The 22,381-nt window shown below is 43.4% G+C and carries 24 protein-coding genes; 8 read left to right on the top strand and 16 right to left on the bottom strand.

The window, feature by feature from the left end; genetic code table 11:
- Positions 1-87: 87 nt before the first annotated feature.
- Together motB and motA are read right to left on the bottom strand one after the other, a co-directional pair.
- A complete protein-coding gene (gene motB, locus KP77_RS06925; protein WP_041122005.1) occupies positions 88-918 on the bottom strand; it encodes a flagellar motor protein MotB in 831 nt (276 codons plus the stop codon).
- Positions 905-1,705 carry a flagellar motor stator protein MotA gene (gene motA / locus KP77_RS06920; RefSeq protein ID WP_041122004.1) on the bottom strand — a complete coding sequence of 267 codons (801 nt, stop codon included), beginning with the start codon at positions 1,703-1,705 and terminating at the stop codon, positions 905-907. Before motA ends, motB begins: the two co-directional genes overlap by 14 nt.
- A gap of 188 nt (positions 1,706-1,893) precedes the next feature.
- Between motA and KP77_RS06915 the strand changes: the two genes are divergently transcribed.
- The 6 genes from KP77_RS06915 (at position 1,894) to mreBH (ending at position 8,025) form a co-directional block, all read left to right on the top strand.
- Positions 1,894-3,123 (top strand): aminopeptidase, encoded by a 1,230-nt coding sequence (locus KP77_RS06915; protein ID WP_041122003.1) that lies wholly within the window; start codon positions 1,894-1,896, stop codon positions 3,121-3,123.
- Positions 3,124-3,202: 79 nt separating this feature from the next.
- A complete protein-coding gene (locus KP77_RS18125) occupies positions 3,203-3,346 on the top strand; it encodes a hypothetical protein (RefSeq protein WP_160289511.1) in 144 nt (47 codons plus the stop codon).
- A gap of 66 nt (positions 3,347-3,412) precedes the next feature.
- Positions 3,413-3,919 (top strand): acyl-CoA thioesterase, encoded by a 507-nt coding sequence (locus KP77_RS06910; protein WP_041122002.1) that lies wholly within the window; start codon positions 3,413-3,415, stop codon positions 3,917-3,919.
- A 150-nt stretch (positions 3,920-4,069) separates the two neighbouring features.
- Positions 4,070-5,047, top strand: coding sequence for a BMP family lipoprotein (locus KP77_RS06905; protein ID WP_041122001.1), 978 nt, complete (start codon positions 4,070-4,072; stop codon positions 5,045-5,047).
- A gap of 10 nt (positions 5,048-5,057) precedes the next feature.
- Entirely contained in the window at positions 5,058-6,734 is a 1,677-nt protein-coding gene (locus tag KP77_RS06900; RefSeq protein ID WP_041122000.1) for a methyl-accepting chemotaxis protein, read from the top strand.
- A 283-nt stretch (positions 6,735-7,017) separates the two neighbouring features.
- Positions 7,018-8,025, top strand: a complete 1,008-nt coding sequence (mreBH, locus tag KP77_RS06895; protein WP_041121999.1) for a rod-share determining protein MreBH — start codon at positions 7,018-7,020, stop codon at positions 8,023-8,025.
- A 255-nt stretch (positions 8,026-8,280) separates the two neighbouring features.
- Here mreBH and KP77_RS06890 read toward each other — a convergent pair whose 3' ends face one another.
- The 6 genes from KP77_RS06890 to KP77_RS06870 form a co-directional block, all read right to left on the bottom strand.
- On the bottom strand, positions 8,281-9,420 hold the full coding sequence (locus KP77_RS06890) for a nitric oxide synthase oxygenase (protein WP_052474015.1): 1,140 nt from the start codon (positions 9,418-9,420) through the stop codon (positions 8,281-8,283).
- A gap of 121 nt (positions 9,421-9,541) precedes the next feature.
- Positions 9,542-10,390 (bottom strand): YitT family protein, encoded by an 849-nt coding sequence (locus tag KP77_RS06885; protein WP_041121998.1) that lies wholly within the window; start codon positions 10,388-10,390, stop codon positions 9,542-9,544.
- 370 nt (positions 10,391-10,760) lie between these two features.
- On the bottom strand, positions 10,761-11,585 hold the full coding sequence (locus KP77_RS06880) for a DUF421 domain-containing protein (protein ID WP_041121997.1): 825 nt from the start codon (positions 11,583-11,585) through the stop codon (positions 10,761-10,763).
- Positions 11,582-11,734, bottom strand: a complete 153-nt coding sequence (locus tag KP77_RS18120; protein ID WP_160289510.1) for a hypothetical protein — start codon at positions 11,732-11,734, stop codon at positions 11,582-11,584. The genes KP77_RS06880 and KP77_RS18120 overlap by 4 nt, the downstream gene beginning before the upstream one ends.
- A gap of 86 nt (positions 11,735-11,820) precedes the next feature.
- Complete coding sequence (gene queF / locus KP77_RS06875; protein ID WP_041121996.1) at positions 11,821-12,318, bottom strand: preQ(1) synthase; 498 nt, start codon at positions 12,316-12,318, stop codon at positions 11,821-11,823.
- A 349-nt stretch (positions 12,319-12,667) separates the two neighbouring features.
- Positions 12,668-13,135, bottom strand: coding sequence for a GyrI-like domain-containing protein (locus KP77_RS06870; protein WP_041121995.1), 468 nt, complete (start codon positions 13,133-13,135; stop codon positions 12,668-12,670).
- Positions 13,136-13,295: 160 nt separating this feature from the next.
- Here KP77_RS06870 and msrB point away from each other — a divergent pair, with 160 nt between their 5' ends.
- Positions 13,296-14,444 (top strand): peptide-methionine (R)-S-oxide reductase MsrB, encoded by a 1,149-nt coding sequence (gene msrB, locus KP77_RS06865; protein WP_041121994.1) that lies wholly within the window; start codon positions 13,296-13,298, stop codon positions 14,442-14,444.
- Between the two features lie 149 nt (positions 14,445-14,593).
- Complete coding sequence (locus KP77_RS06860) at positions 14,594-15,151, top strand: beta-class carbonic anhydrase (protein WP_200889055.1); 558 nt, start codon at positions 14,594-14,596, stop codon at positions 15,149-15,151.
- A 31-nt stretch (positions 15,152-15,182) separates the two neighbouring features.
- Here KP77_RS06860 and KP77_RS06855 read toward each other — a convergent pair whose 3' ends face one another.
- The 8 genes from KP77_RS06855 to KP77_RS06820 form a co-directional block, all read right to left on the bottom strand.
- Complete coding sequence (locus KP77_RS06855; RefSeq protein WP_052474013.1) at positions 15,183-15,785, bottom strand: DUF1349 domain-containing protein; 603 nt, start codon at positions 15,783-15,785, stop codon at positions 15,183-15,185.
- Between the two features lie 74 nt (positions 15,786-15,859).
- The gene (locus KP77_RS06850; protein WP_041121993.1) at positions 15,860-16,492 is read right to left on the bottom strand and encodes a response regulator transcription factor; all 633 of its coding nucleotides are present in this window, start codon (positions 16,490-16,492) and stop codon (positions 15,860-15,862) included.
- Entirely contained in the window at positions 16,489-17,508 is a 1,020-nt protein-coding gene (locus KP77_RS06845; RefSeq protein WP_041121992.1) for a sensor histidine kinase, read from the bottom strand. The genes KP77_RS06850 and KP77_RS06845 overlap by 4 nt, the downstream gene beginning before the upstream one ends.
- Complete coding sequence (gene liaF, locus KP77_RS06840; protein WP_041121991.1) at positions 17,505-18,236, bottom strand: cell wall-active antibiotics response protein LiaF; 732 nt, start codon at positions 18,234-18,236, stop codon at positions 17,505-17,507. The genes KP77_RS06845 and liaF overlap by 4 nt, the downstream gene beginning before the upstream one ends.
- Positions 18,237-18,332: 96 nt before the next feature.
- Positions 18,333-18,929, bottom strand: a complete 597-nt coding sequence (locus KP77_RS06835) for a PspA/IM30 family protein (RefSeq protein ID WP_052474012.1) — start codon at positions 18,927-18,929, stop codon at positions 18,333-18,335.
- 33 nt (positions 18,930-18,962) lie between these two features.
- Positions 18,963-19,295, bottom strand: a complete 333-nt coding sequence (locus KP77_RS06830; RefSeq protein WP_041121990.1) for a lmo0954 family membrane protein — start codon at positions 19,293-19,295, stop codon at positions 18,963-18,965.
- Positions 19,296-19,579: 284 nt separating this feature from the next.
- Positions 19,580-20,125 carry a GNAT family N-acetyltransferase gene (locus tag KP77_RS06825; RefSeq protein WP_041121989.1) on the bottom strand — a complete coding sequence of 182 codons (546 nt, stop codon included), beginning with the start codon at positions 20,123-20,125 and terminating at the stop codon, positions 19,580-19,582.
- Positions 20,126-20,281: 156 nt separating this feature from the next.
- Complete coding sequence (locus KP77_RS06820) at positions 20,282-22,078, bottom strand: M3 family oligoendopeptidase (RefSeq protein ID WP_041121988.1); 1,797 nt, start codon at positions 22,076-22,078, stop codon at positions 20,282-20,284.
- Positions 22,079-22,381 lie beyond the last annotated feature (303 nt).

The raw sequence follows: 22,381 nt of genomic DNA, 5'->3' as shown, positions 1-22,381 counted from the left end.
GTTAAACGGAAGAAAAAGAAATCTACACATGATTTAGAACAATCCCCCTCAAAATAAGCACAAAAAAACTGCCGCAATCAGCGGCAGTTAAGGTGTATTCGTTACAGTTCCGTCACTTGTTACACGCGGTAAAATTAATACTTCAACACGTCTGTTTTGTGAGCGGCCTGCTTCAGTATCATTTGATGCAATCGGCTGGAATTCACCGAAGCCTTTTGCACTGAACCAGCGTGGGTCCAGGTCAGGGTTTTCAATAATGAGTTTCATAAAGTTGACTGCACGCATGACGCTCAGCTCCCAGTTCGAACCGAAGGATGCAGTACTGATTGGAACATTGTCTGTATGACCGGTAATAATCACATTCCTTGGCGGGTCGAATTCAAGCAGCCCTGCCACGTCCTGAGCAACGTTGCTGTATTCAGATCTCACATCAGCAGAACCTGACGCGAATAGAACATTATCCCTGATCGTTAGCAGCAAGCCTTCGTCAGTCAGCTCAGTTTCAAACGTTTCACCGAGACTGTTTGTCCCGATATATTCTTCGATCTGATCCTGGATTTCTTCAAGCTCTTCCATATCAGCGGCAGCTGCCGTTTCACGTTCTGACTGTTCCTGAAGGAATTCCTGAATCTGTCTTTCCTCCTCGGTCATTTCTTCTGCTTCAGCACCGGCTTCAGAATCAATATCATCTTCTGTATCATCAGTTTCTACAAGACTTGCGTAATCGAGGACATTTTCCCCGCCGCCAAAAATTTCATTAAATACCTGTGACATCTGGTTAAACTTTGCCTGATCCACTGTACTGCTTGCAAACATTACAATAAAAAGAGCAAGCAGCAGTGTCAGTATGTCAGCATAGGGAATCAGCCAGCTTTCATCCATATGCTCATCATGTTTTTTCTTTCTACGCTTCTTCATCAGCTTTTCCACCGCCTTCAGACATCAGCTGCTCTCGCTCTTTCGCAGGCAGATAAGAGGCAAGCTTCTGTTCGATTACCCGTGGCGCCTCACCTTCGAGAACGGATAGAATTCCTTCAATCATCATTTGTTTGATCATGACTTCTTTAGTTGATTTACGCTTCAATTTGTTGGCAAATGGATGCCATAATACATACCCGGTGAAAATACCAAGCAGGGTTGCGATAAATGCTGCTGCAATGGCTTCTCCAAGTGCAGTCGTGTCATTCATTTTACCAAGCGCAGCAATCAGACCTACTACAGCACCCAGAACACCAAGCGTCGGCGCATAAGTACCAGCCTGAGAAAAAATTGCAGCGCCTGAAAGGTGACGCTCTTCCATTGCATCGATTTCTTCTGTCAGAACATCTCTGATATAGTCTGCATTCTGACCATCGATTGCAAGTCCAAGTCCGTTTCTTAAAAACGGTTCTTCAATTTCAGATGTTTTTGATTCCAATGCAAGCAGTCCTTCTTTTCTTGCAAGTTCCGCCCACTCACCAAACATCTGGATTACGTCACGGACTTCAGTGCCTTTTGGTTCTTTGAAAATTACGCCAAACAATTTAGGAACTCTTTTTAATTCCGACATCGGAAAAGCAATCATTACTGCTGCCACTGTCCCTAAAATAATAATCATAAAAGCAGGGCCGTTTAACAGAGCTGTAGCAGGTACACCTTTTAATACCATACCAACACCAACTGCAATCAGTCCCAAGATGACGCCAATAAGCGAGGATCGATCCAATACATTCACCCACAATCACTAGATTTCTATCTCTACATAGTCTATATCGGTAAAAATACTGTCGACTTTAGAACTTTCTCCTTATACATATCATGAAAAAAGAATGTAATTGTCGTTATTTTTTGATTTTTGTTCATTGACTGTTAAAATGTTTAGTGGAACTAATTACTTATAAAGGGGTTTTTGATATGAGTCACTCAGAAATGTTTGAAAAGTATGCCGACCTTGCTGTCAGAGTCGGAGTCAATATTCAAAAAGATCAGCTGCTTTACATAGGTGCATCAATTGAGAATGCACCGTTTGTCCGCCTTGTAACAAAAAAGGCCTATGAAGCCGGCGCGCGTCAGGTTTTTGTAGACTGGGCTGACGATGAAGTATCCCGTATGCGCTATGAACTGGCACCTGCTGACTCCTTCAGCGAATTTCCTGAATGGAAAAAGCTTGAGCGTGAAGCATTAGCTGAAAAAGGTGCAGCATTTATGAATATCGTATCTGCAAGCCCTGACTTGATGAAAGGTGTGGATTCCGAGCGTATTTCTGACTTCCAGAAAGCTGCCGGACAGGCACTTGAAAAGTACCGCCAGTATATTCAGTCAGATAAAGTCAGCTGGACAGTCATTGCTGCTCCTTCAACGGGCTGGGCGAAGAAGGTATTCCCTGACGCTGAAGAAAGCGAAGCGGTTGATCAGCTGTGGAATGCGATTTTCAAAGCGGTCAGAGTTGATCAGCAGGACCCAGTTGCAGCATGGAAAGAACATGACGAAACGCTGCATGAAAAAGCAGATTATCTGAATGCTAAGAAGTATAAAAAACTTCACTACACAGCTCCTGGAACTGACCTGACGATCGAATTGCCTGAAGGCCATATCTGGGCGGGTGCAGGAAGTGTGAATGAAAAAGGTCACACATTTATGGCAAATATGCCGACGGAGGAAGTATTCACCGTTCCGCATAAAGACGGTGTATCAGGATATGTCACGAATACGAAGCCTTTAAGCTATGGCGGAAATATTATTGACGGCTTCAAGATTACATTTGAAAATGGCCGTATCACGGATGTGCAGGCTGAAGAAGGAGAAGACATTCTGAAGAAATTGATCGAGACGGATGAAGGGTCACACCGTCTTGGAGAAGTGGCACTTGTTCCACATCAATCTCCAATTTCTCAATCTAATGTACTGTTCTTCAATACACTGTTTGATGAAAATGCTTCAAACCATCTTGCAATCGGAAGCGCATATGCATTCTGTGTTGAAGGCGGGAAAACGGCTTCACAGGAAGAACTCGCAAATAAAGGTCTGAATTCAAGTATTACTCACGTGGATTTCATGATTGGATCAGACAAAATGGATATTGATGGTATCTCAGAAGACGGCTCTTCAGAACCTGTATTCAGAAATGGCGACTGGGCATTTTAAAAAACATTCCCTAATCACCGGATTTCATTTATAATATTGTTGATACAATTATTTGTACGGTGAAAGGAGGCTCCAGCTGATGGCTTATATGACTTCAGTACTGCTTGGTTTCAGTGCTCTGATCGGACTGGTAGGTGCAGCGTTAATGTACTTTTTGCGTATTCCTCTAAATTCAAAGGATGCAGAAAGAATTGACCCGAGACCTGAAAATAACGAATATTAATAACCACCAGACTTCTTTGCTGCGCAATGCAGCCGGGAGGTCTGGTTTTTTAGAGGAGCTGATCACATGGGAAAAACAATGAAAGAAAGCAGAACCATTCAGACAAGTCACGTCCTTCCGCCTGATACAAATCATCACGGAACATTGTTTGGCGGCCAGCTGATGGCCTATATTGATAATGTAGCTTCAATTGCGGCTACAAAGCATTCACGGTCATTAGTTGTTACAGCTTCTACTGATTCAGTAGACTTTTTGAAACCGATCCGGGTTGGTGACGCAGTGACACTTGAATCGTTTGTGTCCTACACGGGCAAGAGTTCAATGGAAGTTTTTGTTAGAGTCACAACCGAAAATTTGCTGTCCGGTGATCAGTCAGTAGCAGCCATTTCTTTCTTAACGTTTGTGGCAATCGACAATAATGGCAAGCCAATTCCTGTTCAGGATGTTATCCCTGAAACAGAAGAAGAAAAATGGCTGAACGAAACAGCGGAAAATCGAGCTGAACACCGTAAGGCAAGAAAGAAACACAGCCAGGAGCTCGCTCAATTTTTCACACCGAAACCGATTGAATAATCTGACAAATTTATTCAAAGTTTTCTTATTAAAACCCCTTACTTTTATTTAAAGTGAGGGGTTTTTTGTCGATAGTAATAGTGTGTTCATAAGAGGTCTGACATCAATGCTTCAGACTGCATGATTTATTCTATCGAGTGGAGGATTTATATGAAAAAAATGTTATGTATTGCTGTTCTGATGCTGACTGCTCTCATATCAGGCTGTTCAGGACAGGAGCAAAGTGAAACAGCGTTTGCCGCTAAAGTCGGCATTTTATTATCAGATACCGGTCTTGGAGACGGTTCTTTTAATGATGGTGCCTTTGAAGGGCTAGTCCGTGCACGGGATGAATTAAATATCCTGTTTGATTATCGTGAAGCCCCTGAAGGAAATTATGAGGAGCATCTTCAGGAATTATCCGCTCAGGATTATGACCTGATTATCGGACTGGGTTTTTCAGTCCAGGAAGCACTTGAACAGACGGCAGCCGATTTTCCTGATCAGCAATATGTACTGATCGATGGCGTGTCTGAAGCAGACAATATTATTTCAATGACATTCAAAGATCATGAAGGCAGTTATCTCATCGGCACGCTTGCTGCACTTACTTCTGAATCAGGGGTTATAGGATTTATCGGGGGTGTTGAGGCTCCGACGATTGAACGGTTTGAAGCCGGATTCCGTGCAGGTGCTGAGATGGCTAACCCGGATATTCAGATCATTTCAGATTACGCAGGTGACTTTGGTGATGCAGATCTTGGCCGGACAATTGCCAGCAGGCAGATTGAACAAGGCGCGGACTTCATCTACCCGGCAGCAGGCTATACAGGTACAGGTGCGATCCTTGAAGCACAGGAAAATGGCATTTATACAGCCGGGGTTGATACTGATCAGTTTTATACAGCTGAACAATCTGTTGTCACATCCATGGTGAAAAATATTAACACTTCTGTTTTTAATATGGTTCAGGAATTAACTGAAGAAAAACTTTCTGCTGATCTTTATAATCTTGGGCTCGCAGAAGACGGCGTCGGACTCGCTGAGATAAGGCTGATACAGCTTGATGCTACCGGCCAGGCACTGATGATGGATACCCGCAAGAAAATTATTTCAGGTGAGATCGACGTCCCTGAAACTGTTCAGTAAAGGAGCTATCATGACACTGAAAAAACGATTATATTTATTATCTTTAATCCCGCTGATCCTCTCAACAGCGATCATCTTATTTATTGTCTGGCAAATGGTCAGCCTGAACTCTTCAGGCGAAGAAGATGCAAAAGTACTGACTGACCTCGAACAGTTGAATAGTGAGCTATTGATCATTCAGCAGTCTCTGGCCAATTTCAGCCTGAGTCCTACTGAAAATAACCGGCTCACTACACAGAATCAGATGGATCAGACATTCATTCTGATTGATGAACTGACTGATTCCCTTCCCTCGCAAGCCCTGAACAGTCAGATCATGAAGGTTCGGAATAAATTTGAAGAACTTGAGTATGCTGCTGGTACTGCTCTTGATCAGGGTGATGTGGCTGAAGCCAGCCGCCAGTCTGCACGCGTAGGCGGCATCATTAATGATATCTGGTATCTTAAGGTGCTTGCAGATGATTGGTACAGTAATAAGTTAGCGGAAACAGCAGGTCAAATTTCTTTGATTGTAACGATCTCTTTAAGTGCGATTGTGCTCATCATCGGCATTTCTATTGCTGCAGCCACGATTATATCCAACCGGATCACCCGTCCGTTACACACAATGCTCTCTCAGGCATCAAGAGTTGCTGAGGGTGACTTGACGGTTGATATTGCTGAGGATTCCGATCAGTCAAAGTTTGAAATCAGCCGCTTATCACATTCATTTAGAGAAATGATTATCAGTCTGAGAACAACGGTTCAATCCGTTGATCATACAAGTACGAATGTTGCAGCGTTCGCTAAAGACGTATCCGGGAAAATCAGTGAGCTTGAAGAAAGCGGAAACCAGATTGCTGCATCTACTGATGATCTTGCTAAAGGTAGTCAGGCAATTTCTGAGGACATCCAATCAACTTCAGAAAAAATGTCTGAATTAAATCAGACATTTACTGAAAGTGAATCTCTGGCAGGAAGATCTGCTGAAAAAGGAAGTCAGGCTTTGACTGCTGTAAAGGCGGGTCGGGAATCACTGGAGCGTCAAAAAAGTTTTACACTTGAAAGCTCACAGGCTTCACAGCTTATTTCAAAAGAGCTTGCAGCCTTTTCATCTTTCACATCCGAAATTCAGGAAGCTGCAGGTTTTGTGAAAGATATTGCAGATCAAACGAATCTTCTAGCATTGAATGCTGCGATTGAAGCTGCCAGAGCAGGTGAACAGGGTAAAGGATTCGCAGTAGTTGCAGATGAAGTGAAAAAACTTGCCATGCAATCTGCTGAAGCAACTGAAAAGATCAATATCATGGTAAGTAATATTCAGAGTGGAATGTCCGGTATGACAGAGGCGGCAGATAAAGGACAGACGCTGTCTTCAGACCAGCTGCATTCGATGGGACTGACTGAACAGGCATTTGAGGAAATTGCTCAGAGCGTTCAGGAAATTGACCGCGAACTTCACTCTCTGACTTCAAGTATGCAGCAATCCGCTTCCTATACGTCCGAAGTCACTGCCGCGATGGAAAATGTCTCAGCAGTGACAGAAGAAACGGCTGCCGGCACTGAAGAAATCTCAGCTTCAGCAGATGAGCAGCAGGTATCATTTGGAAGAGTGAGAGAATCTATTATGAGATTACAGGACATGAGTCATAACATGCAGCAGGAAATGAGCAGATTCAAATTACCCACTGACGGTGATAAAAGTTAGGAATATCCTTTCAAAACCCTTTCAGAAACAGTTCTGAAAGGGTTTTTTTCGTTACAAACTTATTATTGTTTTATTACAAAACACCTGACCAATGAAAATCTCTTATTATTAATGACTGATTTGAAGGGATTTTGCCTTTGTTTTTATCATTAAATCTCGAGCTCTTAAGATGTAACATTCTCCCTTCCCTACCTTTGTCACTCTACGTGACACCTGATTTAGTCTATACTACTCTGAGAAACCAGTTATATGACGGATGACGATGATAACGGAGGAATGAAAAATGCTTTCAAACGCTGAAATCGGTATCGACTTAGGTACCGCTAATATACTTGTCTATAGTAAAAGTAAAGGAATCATTATGAATGAGCCATCGGTTGTTGCGATCGATGTGAATACGAAAAAAGTGTTAGCTGTCGGTACAGACGCTAAAAGTATGATCGGTAAAACACCTGGAAACATTGTGGCAGTCCGCCCGTTAAAAGACGGCGTAATTGCTGACTTTGATGTGACGACTGAAATGCTGAAGCACATTATGGCTTCAATCGGTAAAAAAATGGGCTTTTCACTGCGTAAGCCAAGCGTAGTCGTGTGTACACCATCCGGCGCTACTTCTGTTGAGCGCAGAGCAATCCAGGATGCTGTGAAGCACAGCGGTGCAAAGCACGTTCACTTAATTGAAGAACCTGTAGCAGCTGCAATTGGTGCAGACCTTCCTGTAGGTGAGCCTGTCGCAAACGTTGTCGTGGATATCGGCGGCGGAACGACTGAAGTCGCGATTATCTCTTATGGCGGCGTTGTATCCTGTAATACAATCCGCGTTGCAGGAGATAAAATGGATGAGGATATCGTTCAGCATGTCAGAAAAGCGTACAACCTGTTAATTGGTGAGCGCACTGCTGAACAGATCAAAATGGAAGTGGGCCACGCACCAATTGCTCACGAAGCAAGAGAAATGGAAATCCGCGGACGTGATCTTGTAACAGGTCTGCCAAAAACCATTACATTGCAATCAACTGAAGTTCAATCTGCTATTCAGGAATCTCTATTAAGTGTCTTAGAAGCAATCCGCTCCACACTTGAGAACTGTCCTCCTGAACTCAGCGGTGATATCGTTGATCGCGGTGTCATTCTAACTGGCGGCGGCGCCCTGTTGAATGGCCTTCAGCAATGGCTGAGTGAAGAAATCGTGGTTCCTGTGCATATCGCACCTAACCCGCTTGAATCAGTTGCTATTGGTACAGGAAAGTCGTTATCGGTGATTGATAAACTTCAAAAAGCAGCTAAATAATGGATGAATAAAAGAGACTGAGATTATCCCTCAGTCTCTTTTTTACAACCGGTTCACTGCGCTGCAGGCGGTGCTTTCCGAGCGGTGGACCGTTTTGTGGTCCGATATGGCCTCCTCAGCTTCGCTTGCGGGGTCTCAGCTGTCCCGCTTATCGCTCCGGAGTCACCGCCTTCCGCTTCGTTCACCTCTGATTTAATAAAGAACAATTGATCTTTCAGACAAATTAGTCCATTTTAAATATCTTAGTAAGACGGTTCACTGCTGATGATAAGAGAACGGACATCCATGCTTCAATTTCTTTTTTTCGTCCAGCATAGACGGCTGATAGAAGAAGTTTGGTGACTTCCAGGTGTTGTTGTACTGTTTATGGAAGATATGGCTCGAAGCAGGTGAGACAGGCGGGATCAGCCATGTCCAGTCCCCTGTTACTTCTCTGTTTTGTTCCTGCTCCATACGTTCAAACAGCTCAAACTGCTGGCTCGCTGTATGATGATCCGTGATGCTGACACCTGCTTTTTTGAAAGCGTGCATAACAGCTGTGCAAAGTTTAATAATGGCACGATCTTTCCACATTGATGCATTCATGCTGGTATCGATGTCAAATGCTCTGGCAGTATCTTTCAACACATTGTAACGTGCTTCATCTGCAAAGTTGCGGGCAGCAATTTCAGTTTCCATATACCACCCGTTAAATGGCGCTGCCTTATACTCCAGGCCTCCGATTTCAAGCTTCATTTCAGATATAATCGGCACTGCATACCATTTTAACCCCAGTTCGTTAAAGCTTTCGGAATCAGGATGTGTAATCTCAACTTCCTTCACCAGCTCTTTTGGAATGTCAAAATAATATGGATCATGACCCTTTATCTGAATCACAATTGGTAAAACATCAAATGCCGTCCCCTCACCTTTCCATCCAAGATTATGACAAAAAACTGTCATGTCTACAGAATGAGGATCTCCAACGACTGTTCCATCTTCCTGTTTGTATCCAGCATACCTGATTAACTGGTGATTAAAGATTCTGACTGGATCTGAGCCTCCTTGAGAAGGGGCGAATATCGTAATTGATGAACGGATTTTACCGCCGTTTGTAGCACTTTCAATATGCTCAAGCAATGATTTCTTTACCTGCTCTTCTGTAACGTCATGTCTCCTGTCAAAAACATTCAGACTGTTCCAGAACAAACGCCCGATACACCGGTTGCTGTTCCGCCATGCAAGCTTAGCTCCATATGAAAGCTCTTCATATGTATGCTCATATGTTCCGCACTCCTCAATTGATCCACTGACTTCAGACAACCTTCTGAGACAGGCCTGATCATCAAGTTTATTCTCCTGATAAAACTGTTCAATAAAAGATTTCGCTTTTATATACAATGGATTTTCAGCCATTCTCATCACAACCCTGTATTGATATATGGCTCATCTTAACACACAATAATCAAATGATGATGAAATGAATATGCACGTTTTGTTGAACAAAAAATCCCGCAGCCATCGCTGCGGGGTTGTATTAGGCGAGCCTCTTAAAGTTCTGCCCGAGTATTTCATTCATATTGTGAACAGTAATAAATGCTTTTTCATCCTGCTTACCAACAAAATTCTTCAGACGCGATAAATCCTTACGTCCTAGAATTGTTGTAATTACTTCTTTTTGTTCATAATTGAAGGCACCTTTTGCCGTGTGGATCGTTGCGCCTCTGCCAAGCTCCCCTACAATGAACATACGAATCAGTGCACTCTTCTGACTGATGATCACCACTTCTTTGTTCGCATTGAACTGCTGAAGTGTGTAGTCAATCATCAGACCATTCAAGATCACACCGAAGAATGCATACATACCTGCCTGCGGTCCAAATAGCAGTGAAGATGACAATGCTACTGCAAGATCGGAAAATAACACAGCTCTGCCAATCTCAATTTTAATATATTTATTCAGTATCATAGCAATAATGTCAGTGCCGCCGGTTGATGCGCGCTGATGAAATACAATCCCCATACCGATCGCAGCAATACACTGACCAATGATCAGCTGGATTAAAATATCATCACTGAGCGGCGCACTAATTGGCGCAACCAGCTCAAGAAGCCATACATAACCTGACAGCGCAAAACTTGTATAGATCGTTTTAGTACCGAATTGAAAGCCAAGGAAAATTACACCTAAAATAAATAATACAATATTAACAAGAATCATAAATAGTCCAATTGATATTCCCTGGAACAATGAATTCAGCACAATAGACATCCCGCTGACGCCACCGGTTGCCAGGCTATTTGGAGATAAGAAAAAATGAACATTCACAGCAACAAAAAACGCACCAAGATTCATCATCAAAAACGTAAAAAGCTTCTTAGTCATACGAAATGCCTCCTTTTATTAAAACTCTGTTAAAGTCGGCTGTTGATTTCCGCTTCAGGGGAACGCTTTCCGCAGGGCCGGCGGTGAGCCTCCTCAGACTTCGCCTTGCGGGGGTCTCACCTGTCCGACTTCTCCTGCTGGAGTCGTCCCCTTCCGCTGCAATCACCAGCTGTGCTAAGACAATGTTGGACTTTAATAAAGCCTATATTAAAAGTGCAGGGCCAATCCAGCTGCGCCATTAGCGTTTTTTCAATCACAAAAACGCATTATACGCGCTCTTAGCAGGCATGTAAAGGAGGAAACCAGCATACAGAATCGTGCACGTTTTCAGATATTTTTAATGATTCCTGCATGTGAATATTCATACATTTTAGCGTACAATTCTCGCAAAGCCCTCAATCATTTCAGCATTTTTATAAAATAACAGCCCTTCTTTTTCAGGAAGTTTTCTGCTAATTTTTATAAAGTCCTCTCTGCATTCCTTAAGCAGGGAGATCAGCTCCCTCTGGTTTTCAGTACGATCATAGAGATCGAGAAATATCTTTCCGTCCTGACTGATCTGAGCTAAAAAAACATCTGACATGCTGACCCCTTTTTTCCTCATTTGCTCCCGCAGCCATTCGATATCTCTTCCGATTGACTGAAGCGCCTTTTCTACCGGCTCACCATCCATAATAATCGTTTCAGGCGGCTTTTCATCCTGAACCCTTTTTTTGATATCCTCCTGCACAACAGGCATTCTGGATTTTTTCAAAAGAACATTCAGCTCTCCTGAAGGCTCCAAGATGGCAAAATTCACATCCGACACTGCAAAGACATCTTTTCTTCTCAGCAGCTCCATCAGTTCATCTGTTGAATACCTTTCTTTTCTTAGATTCTCTTCAATCACTTTTCCCTGCTGAATAAATACGGTACCCTCTCCTTCCACAAGATCTCTGACTTTCTTGCTTTTTAAAGAAAGATAGTCCATCAGCAAAGGAATTGAGATAAAAGAGACAATACCGAGCACCCCGTGCAAAAATTGCCTGTCGAGACCGGTAATCACCTCAGCGCCGATACTGCCGATCGTAATCCCTGTTACATATTCAAAAAAAGACAGCTGAGAAATCTGCTTCTTGCCAAGGAGTTTAGTACAAATAAATAACACAAGAACCATCAATAGTCCCCGTATAATGACCAACAGCCAATCACTCATTTTACTTTCACCCGGAACTGCTCAAGTTCATTTATCATTTTGATCATTTCATCATACATCTCCGTGTACTCAAGCGCCTGGTCCTTTTCTTCGATCCAGCGCTGCACGGTCATCAGCTTTTGTCTCAGACTTTCAATGTCTTCATACATTTGCATCACTTCCTTTTCTATTTATCATCTCCATTTTCGATTTTAAGCATACAAAAAACCGGCTGAACGCTTCAGCCGGCTGCAGGTTATCTGTTGTCAATTTTTTCAGGATACATATCATGATTCATCAGTCTATGATATGCCATCTCTTCATATTTCGTACCCGGTTTACCGTAGTTCGTGTAAGGGTCAATTGAAATGCCGCCACGCGGTGTGAATTTCCCCCATACTTCAATATAACGCGGGTCCATCAGTTCAATCAGGTCATTCATGATGATGTTCATGCAGTCTTCATGAAAGTCTCCGTGGTTTCTGAAGCTGAAAAGATACAGTTTCAATGACTTACTCTCTACCATTTTCTGATCAGGGATATAGCTGATATAGATCGTGGCAAAATCCGGCTGGTTCGTCTTCGGGCAAAGTGATGTGAATTCCGGACAGTTGAACTTTACGAAATAGTCTCTGTTTACATGCTTATTATCGAATGCCTCAAGCACGCCGGGATTGTAGTCAAATGAATATTCAACATTCATTTCACCAAGCAGATTTACACCTTCAAGTTCTTTTTCATTGCGTCCACTCATTGGTCATACCTCCAGATATGAAAAGTTCAGGCTATATGAACTTAGCTTTTTAAAATATAGCTCTGTTAAAGGGGGGCTGTTGATTTCCGCTTCAGGGGGAACGCTTTCCGCATGAGCCGGTTTTTGGCTCCGGTTCAATCATCCCTCCTCAGCGCGGGGCGCTTGCGGGGTCTCACCTGTCACGCTTCTCCTGCTGGAGTCGTCCCCCTTCCGCTCCAATCACCAGCTGTGCTAAAACAACATTGGACTTTAACAAAGCATTAAAAATAAACACTTTTAAAAAGCACCTGTGTCAGATGCTTTTTACACTGTAAAGCTATTTTACTTTCAGTGGATTTTAAATGCAAGGTCAGCGTTTTTTTACCGGGATTCCGATCTTTAATGAGGGGGACATTTTGTATGGACGGTAATCTGCATCATAAACTTCAATATGATCCAGGCCGTTTTGCTGGACGTGCAGCCCCTGTTCTACAGCCCACTTCATCAATTTCTCATAGCTTTTCCATGCGTGCTGTCCTTTGTGCTCTGTTACGGCATAATCATGTGAAGGAACGATAATTCTGTACATATCAGAAGGGAATACTGTATTACCAAGTGCCTCTGTTCCAAAATAATAAGTGAATCCTCCCGGCCTGTCCTGATACGACAATCCGATGAAATCCGAGTTAGGCTGAGCAATCCCCATACTTAAAAGCCTGTCACGTGCTTCTTCGATTACAGGAAAAATATCTCCATGCGCAGCTGCTTCATAAGTACCTGTCCATTTCATGCCAATAAAATAAAAGCTGGATTTCCTTACGATTTCAAAGTCAGCCATTTTTGCACTCCTTTCATTCAAACGGAAGCGATTATTCTTATATTTTAGCAAATTCTGAATACTTGCGGTATGCTGAACACATTATTTTTATTAATTATCGGTCAAATATGTTACTTTTGAGTTAAGATACGCGATTCAAATTTACAAATGGGGTGTAAATATGAAAAAAAAGAGCTGGGTGATGCTGATTCCAGGCGTTGTACTGATTGGTGCAATCGTCTTTTTTGTATTCTCAGACCAGCTGCTCAACCGTTCCTACGGCAGTGAGGCGAGCACACCTGCCGACCTTGCGGCAAATGAGGAAGTCGCGATTTTTGCAGGCGGCTGCTTCTGGTGTATGGAACCGCCTTTTGAAAAGCTTGCAGGGGTCAGAGACGCAGTCTCCGGCTATACAGGTGGAAACGAAGAAAACCCTGAATATAGAGAAGTGGCGAATGGAGAAACCGGGCATACAGAAGCTGTACAGGTAATTTATGATCCGGATGTCATCAGCTATGAAGATTTGCTTGATGTATTCTGGCGTCAGATTGACCCGACAGACGCTGAAGGACAATTCGTTGACCGGGGCAGACAGTACCGGCCTGAGATTTTTGTGAAGAATGATGAAGAACGTGAAGCTGCAGAAGCATCGAAACAGGAGATTATTGATTCCGGCCGTTTTGATGGTGAAATCATTGTACCGGTTACTGAAGCAACGACATTCTATATTGCTGAAGAATACCATCAGGATTATTACTTGAAAAATGGTGACCGCTATTACTTCTACCGCACAAGTTCCGGTAGAGATCGCTTTTTAAATGAATATTGGGCTGAAGATGAACGTGAAGTCGATCTCCCGACCAAAGAAGAAGTTGAAGAAGAGAGCCCTTACGCCGTTAATTACACAGATGAAGAACTGCGTGAGATGCTGACAGATATTCAATACGAAGTCACGCAGGAAGATGGAACTGAAAAAGCTTTTGATAATGAGTATGACGGTTTTTATGAAGATGGGATCTATGTAGATATCGTCTCAGGAGAACCATTGTTCAGTTCAAAAGATAAGTATGACTCAAGATCGGGCTGGCCATCATTCACAAAGCCGCTTGTTCCTGAAAACATTGTGGAAGTTGAGGATCCCGGTATCTTCGGAATGAGAATTGAAGTCCGCAGTAAATACGCAGATTCCCACCTGGGACACGTATTTGAAGACGGCCCTGAGCCAACCGGACTCCGTTACTGCATGAACTCAGCAGCCATGCGCTTTATTCCTGCTGAAGACCTTGAAGAAGAAGGCTACGGAGAATTCACTTATCTGTTCGAATCATAGGTATCCGCGCGATCTGTCTCATTCAAATTAGACAGATCGCCTTTCTTTTTTTAAAATAAAGTTATGCGAAGTCAGCTGATGTTTCCGCACCGCTGTTATCACCAGCCGCTTCTGCAAATCCAATGTATGTAACGCTAAGGAGGATACATATGACACTATTATCGGATATTCTTACATTTAATGAGACATTCGTAGAGGAAAAACAGTACGAACCTTACGTAACAACAAAAATTCCCAACAAAAAACTTGTCATCCTGACTTGCATGGATACAAGACTGGTAGAGCTCCTGCCAAAATCAATGAACGTAAAAAATGGTGATGTAAAAATGGTACGTAATGCCGGCGCTGTGATTACACACCCTTTTGGCAGTATCATGCGAAGCCTTCTTGTTGCCATCTATGAACTGCAGGCTGAAGAAGTCTTAATCATCGGCCACTATGATTGCGGCATGAGTGCTGTTGACAGCCACGCTACAGTAGAAAAAATGAAAGAACGCGGCATCTCAGATGATACATTTAACACCCTTTCCTATTCAGGTATTGATCTTCATGGCTGGCTGAAAGGTTTTGATGACGTACAGGAAAGCGTTAAAAATAGCGTTGAGATGGTACGCAATCACCCGCTGATGGACAAAAATGTACCCGTACATGGTCTGGTTGTTGATCCAAGCAACGGAAAACTTGATCTGGTTGATGAAGGATACTAAAAAAGTTGTGCGGGTTTCCGCACAACTTTTTTTATTTCACTTCTTTTTGAACCGTCCATTTATGAAATACGGTTGTGAAACTGCCTTCTGTAGAGGGACTGCATGCATATAATCCAAGCTTTACAGGTCCATTGGGCTCATCGTGAAGCCTTGTAATACGGATCTGTTCAAAGTCCTCATTTTCTGACGTCTTTGCCCAGACGCGGTAATCTCCCCCTGCACGGGTCACTTTAAAAGTAAGCGTTACCCCCTGATCTGGTGTGGGAAAGTTTTTGGATGACCAGTCCGAGTATCCACTATTCGTCACCACCGAACCGAGATATGAATACTTCTCAGGTATATACTCAAGTGACACCTTCATCCAGCAATCATCTGAAATCAGCATAATCAGACCAGCCTGATCATACCGTTTAGACGGATCCTTCATGGTAAATGTCACTTCTGTTTCAAAAGCACCGAGAAGCTCTTTATAAAATGCATGACCATTCATCTGATCAAAGCCATAAAAAGTTTTTCTCCAAAAATCAGTTTTCGGGTGAGTAGTCAGACTGAGCTCTTTCTGGTGAAGAGTCCAATTTTCGGGTTCATTCAGCCAGCAGCAGTCCCTTGACTGATCATCCAGTAATGAAAGCATAGTAAGGACTCCTTTCGATGTGGTTCTAACCTCATGTTTACCCACAAAGTCAGTTCCATAACACCAGGGAGGAACTATTTTACAAGATCATGCTTAAACGCATAGATCACAGCCTGTGTGCGGTCCTGTACATCAAGTTTCCCGAGAATATTACTGACATGTGTTTTGACTGTTTTTAATGCTATGTAGAGCTCATCTGCAATCTCCTGATTCGTTTTGCCTTCTGCAATCAGCATTAGAATCTCGCGCTCACGTTCTGTCAGATCATCATGTGCGGGTTTTACATCACGCGTTCTCATTCTCTGCATGACCTTACCTGTTACTTCAGGCTCAAGCACCGTTTCCCCGTAGTGCGTTTTCCGGATCGCTTCAGCAATCTCACTGGCTTTTGACGTTTTTAAAAGGTAGCTGACCGCACCGGCTTCAAGTGCCGGATATACCTTATCGTCATCAAGAAAGCTCGTGACAATCATGATTTTCGCTTCCGGCCACTGCTCGATAATTTTTGATGTGGCTTCAATTCCATCCATGTTTTTCATCACTAGATCCATCAGTATGATATCCGGCTTCAAGGAAAGTGCCATCTCTACCGCGGGACCGCCATCATCACATTCCCCGACGACCTCAATATCTTTTTGTGCAGACAGATAAGAACCAACACCAATTCTGACCATTTCATGATCATCAACAAATAATACGCGGATCATTTCAGCTCCTCCTTCCTTTCAAAAGGTACTTTTATCTCAAGACGTGTTCCCTGATTCGGAAGTGAAACGATTTTTAACGTCCCTCCGATTTCAGCTGCACGCTCTCTCATATTATTCAAACCGTACGAACCCGCTTTATCACCGGAAACCTCAAACCCTTTTCCATCATCTGATACTCTCATGATGACGGACCCGTCTCTTAAAATGCATAACACGTTCAGCATAGTGGCTTCCGCATGTCTCAATGTATTTGAAATGGACTCCTGCAAAATTCTGAAGAGATGATCTTCAACGCCTCTTTCAAGCTCAAGCGGTTCTGCCTTCCAGGTGATGGTAAGCGGCACTTTCTGTTTCAACTCAATCAGCAGTTCCTCAATACCTTCTGCAAGTGTTTTACCTTTTAATGCAGCAGGTCTTAAATGAAGCAGGAGTGCTCTCATCTCCACCTGGGACTGGTGAATCATTTTTTCCACCATTTGCAACTGACGGTTCTCCTCCTGGGTTTCGTTGATCGCTGACATGAGCATGGAAGCTGCAAACAGCTGCTGGCTGACTGAGTCATGAAGATCACGCGCAAGCCGCTGTCTCTCGAGTGACACCATCTCCTGAATTTTCTGCTCCTGCTGTTCCACTTTCTCACTCGCAAGACGCTGATTCATCTTAATCTGTTCGTTCCACATACGCTGAAGGCCTGCTACTTTTTCTGAGAGCTTCACAAACTCCTGCGTCTGCGGCTGAAGTTCTCTGACTGTATTTTGCCCCTGCATAACCCCGTCCACCTGCTGCTCGATGGTATAGACCTGCTTTTTCAACCCGCTGCTTTGAATTGCTCCCCATAAGAAACCGATCAATAGCAGCTGCATGAGCAAGAAGAATATAAACGGGACATCAAGTACAGATACACTCCATAAAAACGTCCAGTCATCAGGAGGAAAAAACATCACATACAAGCCAAGGGTCATTAACGCACTAAAGAGGCTGATACTGACAGCGTGGAGAATCATTTTAGCTGTCATATGCGCCTCACCTCAAGATCTCCAATCCATACAGAAGAAAAAATCGTACACTTCTGCTGTGCTTCACTGTATCCTTCTGATTGATAAATGATATTTTCATTCCAGAGTCTTTTTGACTGATGTTGCAGAATCACAGCTTCCCCTGCAAGAGCCGAATGCTGTACAGACAGTTCAAGTTCATAAGGAACAAGTATCGTGATCTTACCCGCAACGTTTCTTAGAGAGATCATTACCTCTTTCTCAGGGAGAACTGTATGACTCAGATCAATTCTGACATCACCGATTCCATTCTGGAGATGAATATCATCCCATTCATATGAGTAATCCGGCGTTTCATGAGAACCTACCCATTTATTTTGAAAGAATGGCCGTTTCGCAGTTAACAATTGTTCCCGGGCCGGCCTTTCCTCCATTTTTACAACAGGTTCAAATGTCAGCGGATTTTTTTTCGTATCCAGATATTTAATGACAAGATAAATAATAAGACCGACAACTATAATCCGGAGCGTGACCATGGATAAAACCGCTGACAGCAGCATCAGAGCCCCTACACCAACAAGGATTTTCCCATACATCTGCTGCCACCCCTGCTTCCCGAAATACAGCAGACCTGCTGACAGCGCTAAAGTGAAGATCATCCCACTGTTAAATAGTACAATTTCGATTAAGACAATGATCAGTCCGGCTGTCAGCCAGTTTGATAAAGTCATGTTACGCAGCTTTTCCATTCAGCCCACCTCCCTACTCTCTATTCTATCTGTCATACACATGTTTTAGAAAGACCGAATTCGGGAGAAGACATGAAGTCCGCTCCCGAAAACCTGTTATTTTAACTGCTCGATCTGCTCATCAATTGAAAGCTCTTCTTTTTTCTTTGCAGACTGTTTTAAATGCTGTTCAATCTGTTCATAACGGCGGTCCTCATCTGTTGCTTTCTCAGGTATTTTCAGCTTAGCTGACTGCTTCTCCCCAATGACTGCATTTTCTTTAGCCATGTATTCAAGCCTTTTTAATTCAAGGTCCTTCAGCTCAAATGTCAGCTGCTCTAACTGAAGCTCCAGCGCTTCAAGCTGTGATTCAGCTTCTGTACATGTTTTTTCAAGTCTTTCAGCACGGCTGCTGTAATAATTGAACTCTCTTAAAGCAGCTGCTGCAAGCGCTTCCTCTCCTGCTTCTTCTGCAAGCTGAACGTGTTCTTTACGTTTCTCGGCCATTGATTTGGCGTGATTATATTCTTTTTCAAATTCTCTTTTTAACAGTTCCTGTCTCTCCGTCAGCTGCTTTGCTTTTTTAACAGAAGCCTGAACTTCCTTTAGTTCACGCTGAATCTCATTGACCGGATTTGACTGTGTTTGTTTCCACTTTGACTCCTGGATATCCTGCTTGATGACTTCAGTAATTTTCGTAAGTAGATTACTCATATTATATCGTCTCCTTTTATGTTAGTTGAATGATTAAGATTTTTTCTTCAGTTCCTGCCACTGCTTTTCAAAAATTGAAAAGTCGCCTGCCGGTTCTTCGTTATTCCATTTCTTCCAGACCACATATAGTACGTATACAGCAAGGACGCCAAGAATAGCCGGGACGTTAAATACTGCTGAAAGACCAGCGATGACTGCTACGATCGCACCTGTTACTTTCACCCACGTCTTTTCAGATGAGAAGTACATTTTTACTCCGACATAAGTAATCAGCAGACTGACTGCAAGACCTGCGATTGATCCGAGATTTGACAGCGCGACGATCGCTGCGACAATACCAATGACTGTTAACCAGAATTTGTTCATGTTGTTGCCTCCTTTGTTATTTGTAACTTAAGTGTACACGGGTTTCAGATCCGCCGACAGGAGCCCTGGCTTGATTTTGAAGTAGGACCTGAGGCGTAGAAGGAGACAGGGACGCAGGCGGGGACGGAGGACCGAGGGAGAAAGCGGGGACGGAGTTAACACTACGAAGTCTGACCTCGTAGTGTTAACTCCGTCCCCAAAAAAAGAGACCGCATCTGCGGTCTCTAACGATTCAGCATATTCAGCAGCCTGCCGGTTAACCGGTCCCAAAAGGGCTTACCCTTTCAGAAATCCTCCTCAAGCATGCTATAGAGATAGTGGTCTTCCCATACCCCGTTGATAAAAAGATTTTTTCTTAGCGTTCCTTCCCTGAACATGCCGACTTTTTCAAGCACTTTCTGGGAAGCTTCGTTTTTTGGTGACACCATTGCTTCCACACGGTGAAGCCCGAATTCACGAAAAGCAAATCTCAGGGCAGCTTCCACTGCTTCAGTGCCGTACCCCTGCTTCGTGTGATCTTCATCAAGTGAATAGCCGATATAGGCAGAGGCAAATGGCAGTCTTCTGATTGAATAGATTGATACGCTGCCGATCAGACGGTTTGTATCTGTATGATAGATGCCCCAGCTGTATTCTTTTCCGAGCCGCTGGGCCTGTTTTGCCTCTGCCAGTTTTTCAAGCTGGGCTTCACGCGTATAAAATGGTTCAGGATGCTTCGGTTCAAAAATCGTCCAGAACTGCTTATTGCGGATCAGCAGTTGTACAAATTCATCAATATCTTGTTCTGAAAGCGGACGAAAGTAAAGCCGACTGCTTTTTAGTAGCACCATGTATGTTCTCTCCATTTCAAGATTCTATACTTAGTGTATACCCAAGCTTCGAAAAGATCGACTATTGACATGCAAAAAACTAAAATTGTTTTTTGCAAATATCTCTATTAAAGGTTCCTGGTGATTTCCTCTGAAGTGGGGCGCTTTTCGCATTTATCACTCAGAAGTCAATCGGATAAATTCTTCTGCGTCCTGAATACAAAGTTCAATCCCCTTCATCCAGAATGCTTCAGTCGTGATGTCCTCACCAAGGTGCTTCATCGCAAGCTCTTCTGTTGTCATCACAGCTGTATCACGCAGCAGTGCCATATATTTTTCCTCATAAGCTGTGCCTTCTTCAAGCGCTCTTGCGTATACGCTTAATGAGAACAGATATCCGAATGTGTATGGGAAGTTATAGAACGGCACGCCTGTAATATGGAAATGCAGCTTAGAAGCCCAGAAGTGCGGCTCATTATCAGTCACTGCTCCGCCGTAAGCTTCATTCTGCGCCTGGGTCGTCAGCTCATTCAGACGCTTCGCCGTAACAAATCCTTCTTTGCGCTCTTCATAAAAACGCTGTTCGAAAATAAACCTTGAGTGGATATTCATAAAGAATGCAATGCTTCTTGATACTTTATCCTCTAAAAGTGCTGCCTGCTCATCTTTAGAATCTGCCTCTTTTACAGCAGCATCTGATACGATCATTTCTGCAAAGGTTGAAGCTGTTTCAGCTACATTCATGGCATAGCGGCGATTTAACGGATCCATCGGACGCAGTGCATACGTATGGAACGCGTGCCCAAGCTCGTGCGCAAGTGTGGCAACGTTAGACATAGATCCACTGTAAGTCATGAAAATACGTGACTGTTCACTGAGCGGGAACCCTGTACAGAATCCACCTGGTCTTTTGCCTGAACGGTCTTCTGCTTCAATCCAGCCTTCTTCAAATGCTTTTTCTGCAAAAGCAGCCATTTCAGGACCGAACTTTTTAAAGTGTTTTAAAATAAATGCAGCACCCTCATCATATGACAGCTTCTTCACACTTTCAGAAATCGGTGCCCCAATATGCGCCCATGACATCTTCTCAAGTCCAAGCAGCTTTGCTTTGTGATCAAGATACTTCACAAACACATCCTTACTTTTACTGATCGCTCCCCACATGGCATCAAGTGTTTCAGGCTTCATTCTGTTATACTCAAGCGGCTCTTTCATAAAGTCGTCCCAGCCGCGCTTTTTGTATTTCGCAAGACGATAGCCGCCAAGGTGATTCAGCGTTTGTGCGAAAAGATTTTCATTTTTTGACCACGCTTCTTCAAGCTTTTGATGAACCTCTTCCCTGACGTGTGGATTCTCGTGTGAACGAAGGTTGTTCGCCTGTCCGACTGACAGCTTCTTCACTTCTCCATCGACTTCAATTTCAATAGACATTTCAGACACAAGCGCATTATACATCTGACCCCAGCCGTGATAACCATCAACGCTCAGTGCACTGATCAGCCCTTCTTCAGCTTCAGACAGTTTGTCCTTTGCAGCTTCACGCCATTCTGTCATAATAAATGTATATTCCTTCAAGCCATCATCTTCAAGCAGGCTATCCCATACTTGATCTTCAGTTTTTGCAAGCTTCTGCTGAAATGCCTGGAATGCTGCACCAAACTCAGCAGCCATTGAAGTGACTTTTCCTCTTACAACGCCAGCACCGGTATCATTCATATCCTGCGCTTCAAGACAGCTCGCAAATGCACCTGCCTGACTGATCCCCATCATAATCCCTTTAGCTTCCTGAATGTGCTGATACACAAGGTAACTGCTGTCAGAAGACTCAGGTGTGTTGAACTGCTCTACTTTCTTAGCAAACACGTCAATTTTTCCTTCATATGTACGCAAGTGCTGCTGTAACTCATCAGACTCACTTCCACCCTTAAAAAATACATCTAAATCCCATGTTTCCGGATATGTCGCTGTTGACATCTTAATTCCTCCCTATTTTTAAAAATTCTGAACACTGCAACACCTATCTTAACACAATACTTCGACATTCGAAACACTGACTTAATCCTCTAAAAACTCACTTGAATTCGTGATAAAATAACAAATGTATGGTTTATCTAACCACTTTATTACTTGTGCTATGTTAAAGACCATTGCCGTTCTAGCACAGCTGGTGATTGGAGCGGAAGGGGGACGACTCCAGCAGGAGCAGCGTGACAGGTGAGACCCCGCAGAAGCGTAGCTTCGAGGAGGGATGATTGAACCGGAGCCAAAAACCGGCTC

Source organism: Jeotgalibacillus alimentarius (assembly GCF_000829445.1).
GTDB lineage: Bacteria > Bacillota > Bacilli > Bacillales > Jeotgalibacillaceae > Jeotgalibacillus > Jeotgalibacillus alimentarius.
Note: the sequence above shows the minus strand (reverse complement) of the source record. Positions and strands in the feature narration are given on the sequence as shown.